13 protein-coding genes and 1 pseudogene are annotated in these 14673 nt (G+C 71.8%); 7 read left to right on the top strand and 7 right to left on the bottom strand.

From position 1 onward, the window contains the following. Nucleotides 1-57 precede the first annotated feature (57 nt). Nucleotides 58-969: a LysR family transcriptional regulator gene (locus ACN9MM_RS14305; RefSeq protein ID WP_426363979.1), complete on the bottom strand. Its 912-nt coding sequence runs from the start codon at nt 967-969 to the stop codon at nt 58-60. Nucleotides 970-1069: 100 nt separating this feature from the next. Between ACN9MM_RS14305 and ACN9MM_RS14300 the strand changes: the two genes are divergently transcribed. Beyond that, complete coding sequence (locus ACN9MM_RS14300) at nt 1070-2065, top strand: EamA family transporter (protein WP_426363978.1); 996 nt, start codon at nt 1070-1072, stop codon at nt 2063-2065. Next, nucleotides 2062-2625: an AAA family ATPase gene (locus ACN9MM_RS14295; protein ID WP_426363977.1), complete on the top strand. Its 564-nt coding sequence runs from the start codon at nt 2062-2064 to the stop codon at nt 2623-2625. The genes ACN9MM_RS14300 and ACN9MM_RS14295 overlap by 4 nt, the downstream gene beginning before the upstream one ends. A 1-nt stretch (nt 2626) precedes the next feature. Here ACN9MM_RS14295 and ACN9MM_RS14290 read toward each other — a convergent pair whose 3' ends face one another. Both ACN9MM_RS14290 and ACN9MM_RS14285 read right to left on the bottom strand, forming a co-directional pair. Continuing rightward, entirely contained in the window at nt 2627-3193 is a 567-nt protein-coding gene (locus ACN9MM_RS14290; RefSeq protein ID WP_426363976.1) for a Uma2 family endonuclease, read from the bottom strand. A 41-nt stretch (nt 3194-3234) separates the two neighbouring features. Beyond that, a complete protein-coding gene (locus ACN9MM_RS14285) occupies nt 3235-4281 on the bottom strand; it encodes a LacI family DNA-binding transcriptional regulator (RefSeq protein ID WP_426363975.1) in 1047 nt (348 codons plus the stop codon). 114 nt (nt 4282-4395) lie between these two features. Between ACN9MM_RS14285 and ACN9MM_RS14280 the strand changes: the two genes are divergently transcribed. From ACN9MM_RS14280 to ACN9MM_RS14270, 3 genes are read left to right on the top strand one after another with little or no spacing between them, the layout of a single operon-like run. Beyond that, nucleotides 4396-5547 (top strand): Gfo/Idh/MocA family protein, encoded by a 1152-nt coding sequence (locus ACN9MM_RS14280; protein ID WP_426363974.1) that lies wholly within the window; start codon nt 4396-4398, stop codon nt 5545-5547. Beyond that, a complete protein-coding gene (locus ACN9MM_RS14275; RefSeq protein WP_426363973.1) occupies nt 5544-6695 on the top strand; it encodes a dihydrodipicolinate synthase family protein in 1152 nt (383 codons plus the stop codon). The genes ACN9MM_RS14280 and ACN9MM_RS14275 overlap by 4 nt, the downstream gene beginning before the upstream one ends. Beyond that, on the top strand, nt 6692-7495 hold the full coding sequence (locus tag ACN9MM_RS14270) for a sugar phosphate isomerase/epimerase family protein (RefSeq protein WP_426363972.1): 804 nt from the start codon (nt 6692-6694) through the stop codon (nt 7493-7495). Before ACN9MM_RS14275 ends, ACN9MM_RS14270 begins: the two co-directional genes overlap by 4 nt. 6 nt (nt 7496-7501) lie before the next feature. On the opposite strand, the gene ACN9MM_RS14265 is transcribed toward ACN9MM_RS14270, so the two are convergent. Together ACN9MM_RS14265 and ACN9MM_RS14260 are read right to left on the bottom strand one after the other, a co-directional pair. Continuing rightward, nucleotides 7502-7648: a hypothetical protein gene (locus ACN9MM_RS14265; protein ID WP_426368966.1), complete on the bottom strand. Its 147-nt coding sequence runs from the start codon at nt 7646-7648 to the stop codon at nt 7502-7504. 148 nt (nt 7649-7796) lie between these two features. After that, nucleotides 7797-7874, bottom strand: a pseudogene (locus ACN9MM_RS14260) (type II toxin-antitoxin system VapB family antitoxin); the annotation flags it as partial. A gap of 120 nt (nt 7875-7994) precedes the next feature. Between ACN9MM_RS14260 and recD2 the strand changes: the two are divergent. Both recD2 and ACN9MM_RS14250 read left to right on the top strand, forming a co-directional pair. Further along, entirely contained in the window at nt 7995-10220 is a 2226-nt protein-coding gene (recD2, locus tag ACN9MM_RS14255) for an SF1B family DNA helicase RecD2 (RefSeq protein WP_426363971.1), read from the top strand. Between the two features lie 179 nt (nt 10221-10399). Beyond that, nucleotides 10400-11689, top strand: a complete 1290-nt coding sequence (locus tag ACN9MM_RS14250) for a citrate synthase (RefSeq protein ID WP_382855656.1) — start codon at nt 10400-10402, stop codon at nt 11687-11689. A 346-nt stretch (nt 11690-12035) separates the two neighbouring features. On the opposite strand, the gene ACN9MM_RS14245 is transcribed toward ACN9MM_RS14250, so the two are convergent. Both ACN9MM_RS14245 and ACN9MM_RS14240 read right to left on the bottom strand, forming a co-directional pair. Then, nucleotides 12036-14240: a heavy metal translocating P-type ATPase gene (locus ACN9MM_RS14245; RefSeq protein ID WP_426363970.1), complete on the bottom strand. Its 2205-nt coding sequence runs from the start codon at nt 14238-14240 to the stop codon at nt 12036-12038. A gap of 71 nt (nt 14241-14311) precedes the next feature. Continuing rightward, nucleotides 14312-14536, bottom strand: a complete 225-nt coding sequence (locus ACN9MM_RS14240; protein WP_426363969.1) for a heavy-metal-associated domain-containing protein — start codon at nt 14534-14536, stop codon at nt 14312-14314. Nucleotides 14537-14673: the final 137 nt, after the last annotated feature.

Genomic DNA, 14673 nt, shown 5'->3' with positions numbered 1-14673 from the left:
GCCCGAAAGTAACTGCCAGGTCAAGGATCCGCGCAGGAATCGTTCCCGCGCGGACCCTCAGCCGGCCGAGGCGATCGAGGGCCAGAGCTCCTGGAGCGTACGGACCGTCTCGCGGATCGCCGGGCGCCGCGCCGCACCGGTCCGCCACATGGCGTGCAGCCGGCGCGTCGGCACCGGGTCCAGCCGCACCGGCACCACCTCCGGCGGCAGCGCCCCGCGCCCCAGGCGCGGCACCAGGGCGATCCCCAGACCGGCCGCCACCAGGGCCACCTGCGTGTGGTTCTCCTCCGCCTGATGGACGATCAGCGGCTCGTACCCCGTCGCCCGCAGCGTCCGCGTGAGCCAGTCGTGGCAGACCGTCCCCGGCGGCTGCGAGATCCACCGCTCCGCCGCCAGCTCCTCCCGTCGCACCGACTCCCGCGCCGCCAGCGGATGCCCGCGGTGGACGAGGATGTCGCACAGGTCGTCGCCGATGGCCACCTGCTCGACCCCCGGCGGAGTCGGCAGCGGCGCGATGTCCCAGTCGTGCGCCACCGCCAGGTCGATCACGCCCCGTGCCACCAGGTCGATCGAGAGGTGCGGGTCCAGCTCCGAGAGGCGGGCGTCGAGCTCCGGGTGGAGCCGGGCCAGCTCGGCGAGCACCCGGGGCATCAGACCGCGCGCCGCGCTGGCGAAGCAGCCGATCGCGAGCCGCCCCGCCGGCCGGCCGCGCCGCTCCTCGAGCCGCACCTCCGCCTCCTCGACGAGCGCCAGCAACTGGCGTGCGGTGGCGGCGAGCTGGTGGGCGTCGTCGGTGAGCCGGATGCCACGCCCGCTGCGTTCGAGCAGGGTCGTACGGGTCTCCCGCTCCAGCTTCGCGATCTGCTGCGAGACCGCGGACGGGGTGTAGCCGAGGGCGGTGGCGGCGGCGCCGACACTGCCGTGGACGGCGACGGCGTGCAGGGCGCGCAGACGGCCGAGGTCCAGCACGGGCACCTCCTGGGGGAATCGTGGATGTAGGGATGCTTCATCCCACCATGAAGGGATCCGTGCTGGTGCTACACGGTCGGCCGCGGCCATGCTCGATCCCATGCACCCCGCCCGCCTCGCTCCGGCCGGTCCCGGCCCGGGCCGCCTCGCCCCCGCCCATGTCGCCCTCGCCGCCCTGGTCGCCGCGGTCTGGGGCGTCAACTTCGTCGTCATCGAGATCGGCCTCGGCCACTTCCCGCCGCTGCTGTTCTCCGCCCTCCGCTTCCTCGTCGCCGCCCTGCCGGCGGTGTTCCTCGTCGGCCGCCCGAAGGTCGCCTGGAAGGCGATCGTGGGCGTCGGACTCGTCCTCGGCGTGGCCAAGTTCGGCCTGCTCTTCACCGGCATGGACCTCGGCGCCCCGGCCGGGCTCTCCTCGCTCGTCCTCCAGGTCCAGGCCGTCTTCACCGCGCTCTTCGCCTTCGCCGCCCTCGGCGAACGCCCCGGCCGGCTCAAGGTGCTCGGGATGGCCGTGGCCCTCGCCGGCATCGGCGTCGCCGCCGTCGACGAGGGCGGCTCGGGCCCGCTCGCGGGCTTCCTCCTGGTGATCGCGGCGGCGGCCTGCTGGGGCGTCTCCAACGTCCTGACCCGCAAGGCCGCCCCGCCCGACGCGCTCAACTTCATGGTGTGGGTCAGTACGGTCCCGGTCCTGCCGCTCCTGGCCCTCTCCCTCCTCCTGGAGGGCCCCGAACGCGACCTCGCGGCCCTGCGCGGGCTCGACTGGACGGGCGTCGGCGTCATCGTCTACGTCGCCTGGATCACGACCGTCTTCGGCTTCGGCGCCTGGGGCCTGCTGCTGCGCCGCTATCCCGCCTCCTCCGTCGCCCCCTTCTCCCTCCTCGTCCCCGTCTTCGGCATGTCCTCGGCCGCCCTGTTCCTCGGCGAGCCGGTGACCCCGCTCCGCTGGTGCGCGGCGGCGCTGCTGGTCGGGGGAGTGGCCCTGACATCGCTGGCGCCGGGCCGGACCGGGGCCGGCGGCCGGGGACGGAATCCCGTGGCGCCCGCCGGGCCCGCGGCCGTATCGTTCGCTCGCCCCACCAGCGAGGAAAGGCCCGCATGACCTTCGAGCACATCACCGTCGACACGCCCGAACCCGCCCCCGGAACCGTCCTGTTGGCGGGCATCCCCGGCAGCGGCAAGTCCACGGTCGCGGCGGCCCTCGCGGCGCGCTTCACCCGCGCCGCGCACATCGAGGTCGACCACCTCCAGGAGCTGATCGTCCGGGGCTGCCACTGGCCGACCCCGGACGGCGACCCGGAGGCGGACCGGCAGATCCTGCTGCGCGCCCGCAACGGCTGCCTGCTGGCGGACAGTTTCGCCGCGGCGGGCTTCCTGCCGGTCCTCGACGACGTGGTCGTACGCCGCTCCCACCTGGACTTCTACCGCGCCCACGTGAAGGCGGGCCTGCTCCACGTGGTGATCCTGGCGCCGGGCCCGGACAAGGCCTGGGAACGCAACAACGCCCGCCACAAGAAGCTCACGACGAACTGGGCCTTCCTCGACGAGGCCATGCGCGAGGAACTCGCGGGCGAGGGGGTCTGGATCGACAACGCCGACCAGACCGTCGAGGAGACGGTCGAAGCGGTCCTGACGGCGACGGGCCTGACGCCGGAGAAGTGACTCAGCCCTCGGAGCGGGGGAAGCCGCCGGTCTTCACGGTGATCTCCCGCCCTTCGAGGGACAGGACCAGGTCCTCGCCGAAGGGGATCTGCTCCTGGTCGGCGTAGGCGCCGGTGCGGGTCGGGTGGCTGTGGACGGTGCAGACGTTCTCGGACGGGTCGATGATCACGTAGAGCGGGATCCCGCACTCGGCGTACATCCGGAACTTCTTCTCGAAATCGTTGTCCCGCGTGCTGAGCGAGACGATCTCCAGCACGGCTTCCAGGCTGTGCCACTCGAAGCGCCCGCGCTTGTTCCGCTCGGATCCGGGGGCGACGACGGCCAGGTCGGGGGCGTAGCCGTAGAGGCTCGACGGGAAGTCGATCATGACGTCCGAGAGGATCTCGCCGCGTCCGGCGAGCTGCTGCTCGATCTGGGGGGCGGCCCGCAGGATCACCTTCCACTGCTGCTCACCCTGCGGGGTCATGATGATCTTTCCGTCCGTGATCTCGACGCGGTAGCCGTTGGGCAGGGAGACGCCGTCCAGGACGTCCCAGGCGCTGGAAAGGTCCATCAGTATGGTCGTCATCCGATCCTCCGTGTGGCGCTCGTCACCACGATAGCGGGCAGCTACCCCCGCGGACGCCCCGTCGACCCCCGTACCACCAGCTCCCCCGGCACCGTCTCGACGCCGCCCGCCGGAGGCTCCTCCGCGCCCATGGCCAGCCGGCCCGCCCGTACGCCCGCCTCGTGGAGCGGGAGCCGGACCGTCGTGAGGGCCGGGACCGCGTCCACCGAGAACGGCAGGTCGTCGAAGCCCGCGACCGACATGTCGTCCGGGAGGGAGAGCCCCCGTTCCCGCAGGGCCGCGCAGACGCCGAGCGCCACCGTGTCGTTGGCCGCGACGACCGCCGTGAGGTGCGGGTCGCGGGCCAGGAGCTCGGCCGTCGCCGCGTGGCCGGAGGCACGGTCGTACGGCCCGTGGACCGTCGGCCCCTCGGCCACCCCCACCGCCGCGAGCGCGTCCCGGTGGCCCTCCAGGCGGTGCCGGGTGGTGGTGCGGTCGGCCGGCCCCGCCACGTACCCGATGCGCCGGTGCCCGAGGCCCAGCAGGTGCTCGGTGAGGAGCCGTCCGCCGGCCCGGTTGTCGAAGACCAGGGCCGCCGTGCTCGCGTCGCCCGCGACCGGCGGCCGTCCGCACAGCACGACGCGGGTCCCCGCCTCCGCCAGCCTGGTCAGCTTGCCGGCCGTGGCCGCGAGGTGCTCCGGGTCCTCCAGGGAGCCGCCCATGAGGATCACGGCCGCGGCCCGCTGCCGCTGGAGCAGGGTGAGGTAGGTCAGCTCGCGTTCGGGGGAGCCTCCGGTGTTGCAGACGACGGCCAGCTTCTCGCCCCCGCCGCGCCCGGTGGCACGCTCCCCGATCGCGCTCTGCGCCGCGCTCGCCATGATCCCGAAGAAGGGGTCGGCGATGTCGTTGACGAGGACGCCGACCAGGTCGGAGGTGGCGGCGGCGAGGGAGCTCGCCGGGCCGTTGAGGACGTAGTCCAGCTCGTCCACGGCCCGCAGCACCCGCTCCCGGGTCGACGCGGCGACCGGGTAGTTGCCGTTCAGGACGCGGGAGACGGTGGCGGGGGAGACCCGTGCGCGGGCGGCCACGTCCGCCAGGGTGACGGTCATCGCGTGCGTACCTCCAGGGCCCTTGTCGGCGGCGATGTCGGCAGGCTAGCGTCCTCCCCGATAGAAAGCGCTTTCTCCCGAGGGGGCGCGGAGCATCGCGGAGAGGAACCTTTCGTGACACGTAGGACAGTCCGCATCGCCATGAACGGCGTCACCGGGCGCATGGGCCACCGCCAGCACCTCGTCCGCTCGATCCTCGCCCTGCGCGAACAGGGCGGCCTCGACCTCGGCAACGGCGAGGTCCTCTGGCCCGAGCCCGTCCTCGTCGGCCGCCGCGAGCACGCCCTGCGCGCCCTCGCCGAGCGCCACGGCCTCACCGAGTGGTCCACCGACCTCGACGCCGTCCTCGCCGACGACAGCATCGACGTCTACTTCGACGCCCAGGTCACCTCGGCCCGCGTCGAGGCCCTCACCAAGGCCGTCGCGGCGGGCAAGCACGTCTACACCGAGAAGCCCACCGCGGCCGACCTCGCCGGCGCCCTCGAACTCGCCCGCCTCGCCCGCGAGAAGGGCGTCAAGCACGGCGTCGTCCAGGACAAGCTCTTCCTCCCCGGCCTGCTCAAGCTCAAGCGCCTCATCGACGGCGGCTTCTTCGGCAAGATCCTGTCCGTGCGCGGCGAGTTCGGCTACTGGGTCTTCGAGGGCGACTGGCAGGACGCCCAGCGCCCCAGCTGGAACTACCGCTCGGAGGACGGCGGCGGCATCGTCGTCGACATGTTCCCGCACTGGGAGTACGTGCTCCACGAGCTCTTCGGCCGGGTCACGAGCGTCACCGCGCACGTCGCCACGCACGTGCCGCAGCGCTGGGACGAGCAGGGCAAGCCGTACGCCGCCACCGCCGACGACGCCGCGTACGGCATCTTCCAGCTGGAGGGCGGCGCCGTCGCCCAGATCAACTCCTCCTGGACCGTCCGCGTCAACCGCGACGAGCTCGTCGAGTTCCAGGTCGACGGCACCCACGGCTCCGCCGTCGCCGGCCTGCGCAACTGCCGCGTCCAGCACCGCTCGGCCACCCCCAAGCCGGTCTGGAACCCGGACATCCCGGCGACCGAACCCTTCCGCGACCAGTGGCAGGAGGTCCCCGACAACGCCGAGTTCGACAACGGCTTCAAGGCCCAGTGGGAGCTGTTCCTCCGGCACGTGGTGCTCGACGAGCCGTACCACTGGGACCTCCTCGCCGGCGCCCGCGGCGTCCAGCTCGCCGAGCTGGGCCTGAGGTCCGCCGCCGAGGGCCGCCGCCTCGACGTCCCGGAGGTGACGCTGTGATCCGGCTCCCCGTCCCGGACGGGACCACGCGCGCGTACACCCCGCGCGCCGAACCGCTCGCGCTCTCCGCGGCGGGCCCGCCGTCCTCCCGTACGGTCTTCTCCGCCGCGCACGTCGTCGCCGACCCGTACGCCGACGTCACCCCCGACTCCCCGGCCGCCGTCGACTGGGACGCCACGCTCGCCTTCCGCCGGCACCTGTGGTCCCACGGCCTCGGGGTCGCCGAGGCCATGGACACCGCCCAGCGCGGGATGGGCCTCGACTGGGCGGGGGCGGCCGAACTGATCCGCCGCTCCTCCGCCGAGGCCAAGGCGGTGGGCGGCCGCATCGCCTGCGGCGTCGGCACCGACCAGCTGACGGGCCCGGCCGGGCTCCCGGCGATCCGCGCGGCGTACGAGGAACAGCTGGCGGTCGTCGAGGAGTCGGGCGCGCAGGCGATCCTCATGGCCTCCCGCGCCCTCGCGGCCGCCGCGCGCGGCCCCGAGGACTACCTCGACCTCTACGGCCACCTGCTGCGCCAGGCGGGCGAGCCGGTGATCCTGCACTGGCTGGGCCCGATGTTCGACCCGGCGCTCGACGGCTACTGGGGCTCGGCGGACCTCGACGCGGCCACCGAGACCTTCCTCGACGTGATCGCGGCCCACCCCGACAAGGTCGACGGCATCAAGGTCTCGCTCCTCGACGCCCGGCGCGAGGTCGACCTGCGCCGCCGCCTCCCGGAGGGCGTCCGCTGCTACACGGGCGACGACTTCCACTACCCGGAGCTGATCGCGGGCGACGAACAGGGCTTCAGCCACGCCCTGCTGGGCATCTTCGACCCGCTGGGACCGCTGGCCGCGGAGGCGGTACGGATCCTGGACACGGGCGACGCGGACGGCTTCCGCGGGATCCTCGACCCCACGGTCGCGCTCTCCCGGCACCTGTTCCAGCCCCCCACCCGCTTCTACAAGACGGGCGTGGTCCTCCTCGCCTGGCTGGCCGGGCACCAGGACCACTTCACGATGGTCGGCGGCCTGCAGTCCGCCCGCTCGCTCCCGCACCTGGCCCGCGCCTACGAACTCGCCGACGGACTCGGGCTGTTCCCGGACCCGGCACGGGCGGAGTCACGCATGCGTGCCCTTCTCGCCGTCCAAGGAGTCCCGCAGTGAACGTGGACCGCTTCAGCATCAACCACGCGACGGTGAAGCAGCTGTCGCTGCCGGTGCTGGTGGAGCACTGCCTCCGGCTCGGCGTCCCAGGCGTGGGCCTGTGGCGCGAACCCGTCCAGGAGTACGGGGTGGAGGCCGCCGCCGGCCTCGTACGGGACGCGGGGCTCACCGTCACCACCCTCTGCCGGGGCGGATTCTTCACCTCGGACGGCTGGGAGGCAGAGAACCGCGCGGCGATCGACGAGGCGGTGACGCTCGGCACCGACACCCTCGTCCTGGTCTCGGGCGGCCTCACCCCGGCGTGCCCGGACCTGCCGTCCGCGAGGGCCCGCATCACGGAGGCGATCGGCACCCTGGCGCCGTACGCGGGCGAACGCGGAGTCCGGCTGGCCATCGAGCCCTTCCACCCGATGTACGCCTCCGACCGGTGCGCGGTCTCGACCCTGGACCAGGCCCTGGAGATCGCGGAACGCTTCCCCGCCTCCCAGGTCGGCGTCACGGTCGACACGTACCACCTGTGGTGGGACGACCGGGCCCCGGCGGCGGTGGAACGCGCGGGCGCGGCGGGCCGCATCCACTCCTTCCAGCTCGCCGACTGGACGACCCCGCTCCCGGCGGGCGTCCTCAACGGCCGGGGCCAGCTGGGCACGGGAGCGATCGACCTCCGCGCCTGGTCGGAGCTGGTGGAGAAGGCCGGCTACGCGGGCCCGGTCGAGGTGGAGCTCTTCAACGACGACCTGTGGGCGAGGGACGGCGTCGAGGTCCTGGAGGAGACGCTGGAGGCGTTCCTGACCGTCTGACGACGGTCATTTGTCCGGGTGCCGCACGTCCTGTTGCTCGACCTCCTTGAGGACGCGGGCGCCGGTCTCGATCTCGGCGTCCCAGCGCCGCTCTGCCGCGGGATCGGTGCCGAGGTGGACGTACGCGCTGGTGTCGATGAGGTACGTGATCACCCGGCGTCGCCGCCGTGGTGCGCGGCCTTGCGGGCTTCCCGGGCCCGGCGCGTGGGCTCCAGCTCACCCCGCGCTCCGCGAGCCGCTGGAAGGCCGCCCGGCGGCGGTGACGCCTTATGACCTCTTCCAGCGCCGTTTTGATCGTGTCCTTCTTCGTGGTCGTACCGAGAAGTCTCGCGGCCTCGGCGAGTACGTCGTCGTCCACATCCACGTTGGTCACACCCATGATCACCCTCCAAGCGCACCATGTGGGAAAGATGCCCACGTCTTATACATGGCGGTACCGGACCGGGATCTTTCCCCAGGGGCCCGTCCCACTGTCCGAGCCCTTCGCTACGGTCGGTCCATGTCCAACGAGGGTCGCGGTCCCGCAGTGCTCGAAGGGGTTCTGGAGCGGATCACCTACGCCAACGAAGAGAGCGGGTACACGGTCGCCCGGGTCGACACCGGGCGGGGCGCCGGGGACCTGCTCACCGTGGTCGGGGCGCTGCTCGGCGCGCAGCCGGGGGAGTCGCTGCGGATGGAGGGCCGCTGGGGCTCTCACCCGCAGTACGGGAAGCAGTTCACGGTCGACAACTACACGACCGTCCTTCCTGCCACCATCCAGGGCATCCGGCGCTACCTCGGCTCCGGGCTCGTCAAGGGCATCGGGCCCGTCTTCGCCGACCGCATCACCCAGCACTTCGGGCTCGACACCCTCGACATCCTCGAAGAGGCCCCCGCGCGGCTGATCGAGGTCCCCGGGCTCGGGCCGAAGCGCACGAAGAACATCACCGCCGCCTGGGAGGAGCAGAAGGCGATCAAGGAGGTGATGGTCTTCCTCCAGGGGGTGGGGGTCTCGACCTCCATCGCCGTGCGCATCTACAAGAAGTACGGGGACGCGTCGATCTCCGTCGTGCGGAACCAGCCGTACCGGCTCGCCGCCGACGTGTGGGGCATCGGCTTCCTCACCGCGGACCGGATCGCCCAGGCCGTCGGCATCCCGCACGACAGCCCCGACCGGGTGAAGGCCGGCCTGCAGTACGCGCTGTCGCAGTCCAGCGACCAGGGGCACTGCTTCCTGCCGGAGGAGCGGCTCATCGCGGACGGCGTGAAGCTGCTCCAGGTCGACACGGGGCTCGTCATCGAGTGCCTCGCCGAGCTCGCCGGCGATCCCGAGGGGGTCGTGCGGGAGGTCGTGCCCGGGCCCGAGGGGACGCCCGTCACCGCCGTCTACCTGATCCCCTTCCACCGGGCCGAGCTGTCCCTCGCCGGGCAGCTCCGGAGGCTCCTGCGGACCGAGGAGGACCGGATGCCGGCCTTCCGGGACGTGGCCTGGGACAAGGCGCTGGCCTGGCTCGCGGACCGTACGGGAGCCTCGCTGGCGCCCGAGCAGGAGGAGGCCGTCCGGCTCGCCCTCACCCGCAAGGTCGCCGTGCTCACCGGCGGCCCCGGCTGCGGCAAGTCCTTCACGGTCCGCTCGATCGTGGAGCTGGCCCGCGCCAAGAAGGCCAGGGTCGTGCTCGCCGCCCCCACCGGGCGGGCCGCCAAGCGGCTCGCCGAGCTGACCGGCGCCGAGGCGTCCACGGTGCACCGGCTCCTGGAGCTGAAGCCCGGCGGGGACGCGGCCTACGACCGGGACCGGCCGCTCGACGCCGACCTGATCGTCGTCGACGAGGCCTCCATGCTCGACCTGCTCCTCGCGAACAAGCTGGTCAAGGCGGTGGCACCGGGTGCCCATCTGCTGCTCGTGGGGGACGTCGACCAGCTTCCGTCGGTCGGCGCCGGTGAGGTCCTCGGCGATCTGCTGGCCCCCGGCAGCCCCGTGCCGTCCGTGCGGTTGACCCGGATCTTCCGGCAGGCCGAGGAGTCCGGGGTGATCGTCAACGCGCACCGGATCAACGCCGGCACCCCGCCGCAGACGCAGGGCCTGCCGGACTTCTTCCTCTTCGCCGAGGAGGAGACGGAGGACGCCGCCCGGGTCGCCGTGGAGGTCGCGGCCCGGCGGATTCCGGCCAAGTTCGGCCTCGACCCGCGCCGGGACGTCCAGGTCCTCGCCCCGATGCACCGGGGCCCGGCGGGCGCGGGCTCGCTCAACGGTCTGCTCCAGCAGGCGATCACCCCGGCCCGCCCGGACCTGCCGGAGAAGCGGTTCGGAGGCCGGGTCTTCCGGGTCGGCGACAAGGTGACCCAGATTCGGAACAACTATGAGAAGGGGGCCAACGGGGTCTTCAACGGTACGGTCGGCGTCGTCACGGCGCTGGACACCGTCGAGCAGCGGCTGACCGTGCGGACGGACGAGGACGAGGAGGTGGCGTACGACTTCGACGAGCTGGACGAACTCGCCCACGCGTACGCGGTCACCATCCACCGCTCGCAGGGCAGCGAATATCCGGCGGTGGTGATTCCGGTCACCACGAGCGCCTGGATGATGCTTCAGCGGAACCTGCTCTACACCGCCGTGACCCGCGCCCGGAAGCTGGTCGTCCTGGTCGGCTCCCGGCGGGCGATCGCCCAGGCGGTCCGTACGGTCTCGGCGGGCAGGCGCTTTACCGCACTCGCCCATCGCCTCACAGGGGAGGCCCTCGTGTGAAAGATCACGAGGGACTACCGGAACCGGGGCGAAGGGGGCAGGATATGAAGGTTGGCGGCACTGAGTGCCGCCGAATGGCCCAATGAGCGACCCCGAGTGCACTCTCCTGAGCCAAATGGGGGATGGTAGAGACAGTCAGGGCACCTCGAAGAAGAGGCACTACGTCGGTGAGGGATGACGTGAGCGACAACTCTGTAGTACTGCGGTACGCGGACGGTGAATACACCTACCCGGTGGTCGAGAGCACCGTCGGCGACCAGGGCTTCGACATCGGCAAACTCCGAGCCCAGACCGGTCTGGTCACCCTGGACAGCGGATACGGCAACACCGCCGCCTATAAATCCGCCATCACCTACCTCGACGGTGAGCAGGGAATTCTGCGGTACCGCGGCTACCCCATCGAGCAGCTGGCCGAGCGCTCCACCTTCCTTGAGGTGGCGTACCTGCTGATCAACGGTGAGCTGCCCAAGGTCGACGAGCTGTCGACCTTCAAGAACGAGATCACGCAGCACACGCTGGTCCACGAGGACGTCAAGAACTTCTTCCGCGGCTTCCCGCGGGACGCCCACCCGATGGCGATGCTGTCCTCGGTGGTCTCCGCGCTGTCCACCTTCTACCAGGACAGCCACAACCCGTTCGACGAGGAGCAGCGTCACCTCTCCACGATCCGGCTGCTCGCCAAGCTGCCGACGATCGCGGCGTACGCGTACAAGAAGTCGATCGGTCACCCGTTCGTCTACCCGCGCAACGACCTCGGGTACGTCGAGAACTTCCTGCGCATGACCTTCTCGGTCCCGGCGCAGGAGTACGACCTGGACCCGGTCGTCGTCAACGCGCTCGACAAGCTGCTGATCCTGCACGCGGACCACGAGCAGAACTGCTCGACCTCCACCGTGCGTCTGGTCGGCTCCTCGCAGGCGAACATGTTCGCCTCGATCTCCGCCGGCATCTCGGCCCTGTGGGGCCCCCTGCACGGTGGCGCCAACCAGTCGGTCCTGGAGATGCTCGAGGGCATCAAGGCCAACGGCGGCGACGTCGACTCCTTCATCCGCAAGGTGAAGAACAAGGAGGACGGCGTCCGCCTGATGGGCTTCGGCCACCGGGTGTACAAGTCCTTCGACCCGCGCGCCAAGATCATCAAGGCGGCGGCGCACGATGTCCTCTCGGCCCTCGGCAAGTCCGACGAGCTGCTCGACATCGCGCTCAAGCTGGAGGAGCACGCGCTCTCCGACGAGTACTTCGTCTCGCGCAACCTCTACCCGAACGTGGACTTCTACACCGGTCTGATCTACCGCGCCATGGGCTTCCCGACCGAGATGTTCACGGTCCTCTTCGCCCTCGGCCGCCTCCCGGGCTGGATCGCCCAGTGGCACGAGATGATCAAGGAGCCGGGTTCCCGCATCGGCCGCCCGCGCCAGATCTACACGGGTGAGGTCCTCCGCGACTTCGTCCCGGTCGAGGCCCGCTAGCCGCAGGCTCCCCGACGGAAGCGAAAAGCGCCCCGCCACCGATCCCCCCACGGGTCGGCGAGCGGGGCGCTTTCCATATCCCGGTGCGGATTCCCCCCACGGGATCCGGGCCGGGCGTCTGGCGCGCGGTCTGCCGGGGGCACGTACGGGAGGGCCGCTCAAAGCTCCCCGGTGCACGTGCCCCGGCCGCGCTTGCCTGGGACGTCCCCCAAGACATCCCATGAACGTCCCCCAAGACGTTCTTGGCATCGCCCACTTAGACTCGCGAACAGCCCAGATGGTTACCCCCCAATATCTGTGATCTAGATCTCCTTGTGAAGGTCCTGTGCGTCACACGTAAGTGAATTCACGTGAACCGCCGCAGACGAAGGCTGTTGGATACGACGAAGACGGACGAAAAGGCCATGGCCAGGCCCGCGATCATCGGGTTGAGGAGTCCGGCCGCCGCGAGGGGCAGGGCGGCGACGTTGTAGCCGAAGGCCCAGCCGAGGTTTCCCCGGATCGTCGCCAGGGTCCGCCGGGCCAGCCGGATGGCGTCCGCCGCCACCCGCAGATCGCCCCGGACCAGCGTCAGGTCGCTCGCCTCGATGGCCGCGTCGGTGCCCGTGCCCATCGCGAGCCCGAGGTCGGCGCCGGCGAGCGCCGCGGCGTCGTTCACCCCGTCGCCCACCATCGCGACCGTGCGGCCCTCGGCGCGGAGCCGCCGGACCACCTCGGCCTTCTCCTCGGGTAGCACCTCCGCGATCACCTCGTCGATGCCCACCTCGGCCGCCACGGCCTCCGCCACCGCCCGGTGGTCCCCGGTGAGCAGCACCGGCCGCAGGCCCAGGGCGCGCAGCCGGGCGACCGCCTCGGCGCTGGTGTCCTTGACGGTGTCGGCGACGGTCAGGGTGCCCCGGGCCACCCCGTCCCAGGCGACGTGGACGGCACCGGGCTCGGTCGTCGCGGGCGCCTCGACGCCCTCGGACTCCAGCAGGGCGGCGCGTCCGACGAGGACGAGCCGGCCGTCGACGGAGCCGCGCACGCCGAGCCCGGGCACGTTCTCGAAGGTCTTCGGGGTGGGCAGCTCCCCGCAGCGCTCGGTGGCGCCGGCCGCGATCGCGCGGGCGACCGGGTGCTCGGAGGAGTGCTCCAGGGCGCCCGCGAGCCGCAGCAGCTCGGTCTCGTCGGCGGAGTCGGTGCCGTACCGGCCGCCGTGCACGTGGACGCCGGTCAGTCGCATGCGGCCGGTGGTGACCGTGCCCGTCTTGTCGAGGACGACCGTGTCGACGCGACGGGTGGACTCCAGGACCTCGGGGCCCTTGATGAGGATGCCGAGCTGGGCGCCGCGGCCGGTGCCGACCATGAGGGCGGTCGGGGTGGCCAGACCGAGGGCGCAGGGGCAGGCGATGATCAGGACGGCGACGGCCGCGGTGAAGGAGGCGGTGACGTCGTCGGTCACCAGGAGCCAGGTGACGAGGGTGCCGAGGGCGATGAGGAGCACCACGGGGACGAAGACGGCGGAGATCCGGTCGGCGAGCCGCTGCACCTCGGCCTTGCTGTTCTGGGCGTCCTCGACGAGCTTCGCGATCCGGGCGAGCTGGGTGTCCGCGCCGACCCGGGTGGCCTCGACGACGAGTCGGCCGGAGACGTTGACGCAGCCACCGGTGACGGCGGTGCCGGGGGTGACGTCCAGGGGCATCGACTCGCCGGTGAGCAGGGAGGCGTCGACGGCGGAGGCGCCCTCGGCGACGGTGCCGTCGGTGGCGATCTTCTCCCCGGGGCGTACGACGAAGAGGTCGCCGGTCCGCAGGTCGGTGACCGGGATCCGTACCTCTCGGCCCTGGTTCAGGACGGCGACGTCCTTGGCGCCGAGCTCCATCAGGGACCGCAGCGCGGCGCCCGCCTTCCGCTTGGCGCGGGCCTCCAGGTAGCGGCCGAGGAGGATGAAGGTGATGACGCCGGCGGCGACCTCCAGGTAGATCGAGGAGGAGGCGTGGGCGCGGTCGGCGGTGAGGTCGAAGCCGTGGCGCATGCCGGGCGTTCCGGCGTCGCCGAGGAAGAGGGCCCAGAGGGACCAGCCGTACGCGGCGAGGGTGCCGACCGAGACGAGGGTGTCCATGGTGGCGGCGCCGTGCCGGAGGTTGGTCCAGGCGGCCCGGTGGAAGGGCAGTCCGCCCCAGACGACGACGGGGGAGGCGAGGGTGAGCGAGAGCCACTGCCAGTTGTCGAACTGGAGCGAGGGGACCATCGCGAGCAGGACCACGGGTGCCGAGAGGAGCGCGGAGACGGTGAGCCGCTGCCGGAGGGAGGCGAGTTCGGGGTCCGCCGCCTCCTCCTGCTCCTCCACCGGTGGGAGGGGTACGTCCGCGGTGTAGCCGGTCTTCACGACGGTGGCGATCAGCGCGTCGACGTCGACGTCCGGCGCGTGTTCGACATGCGCCTTCTCCGTGGCGTAGTTGACGGTGGCGGTGACGCCGTCCATCCGGTTGAGCTTCTTCTCGATGCGGGCGGCGCAGGAGGCGCAGGTCATCCCGCCGATCGTCAGCTCGGTGACGGTGGTGCTTGGCATGCGCGATTCCCAACAGGAGCAGGGCCGTACCAGACAACGGTACGGCCCTGCGAAGCGTGTCCGGGAGGTGGTCAGACCAGCTCGTAGCCGGCCTCGTCCACGGCGGCGGCGACGGCCTCGCGGTCGAGGGGGGCGTCGGAGACGACGGTGACCTCGCCGGTCTTGGCGACGGCCGTGACCGTGGAGACGCCGGGGATCTCGGAGATCTCGCCGGAGACGGCACCCTCGCAGTGGCCGCAGGTCATGCCCTTGACCTGGTAGACGGTGGTGAGTTCGGTCTTCGTCTCTGCGGACATGGCGCTCTCCTCCTGGGGATTCAGGGTCTTACGCGAGCCAGACTATACCCCTAGGGGGTATAAATTCCAGTCGGGCCGGGCCCCGGCGCGCGAGGGTGAGGGAAGGCCCCCGAACTCCTCCGCCGACGGGCCGTCCG

The organism is Streptomyces sp. E-08, assembly GCF_049913095.1.
Taxonomy (GTDB): domain Bacteria; phylum Actinomycetota; class Actinomycetes; order Streptomycetales; family Streptomycetaceae; genus Streptomyces.
This window is presented reverse-complemented; position numbering and strand designations above follow the sequence as displayed.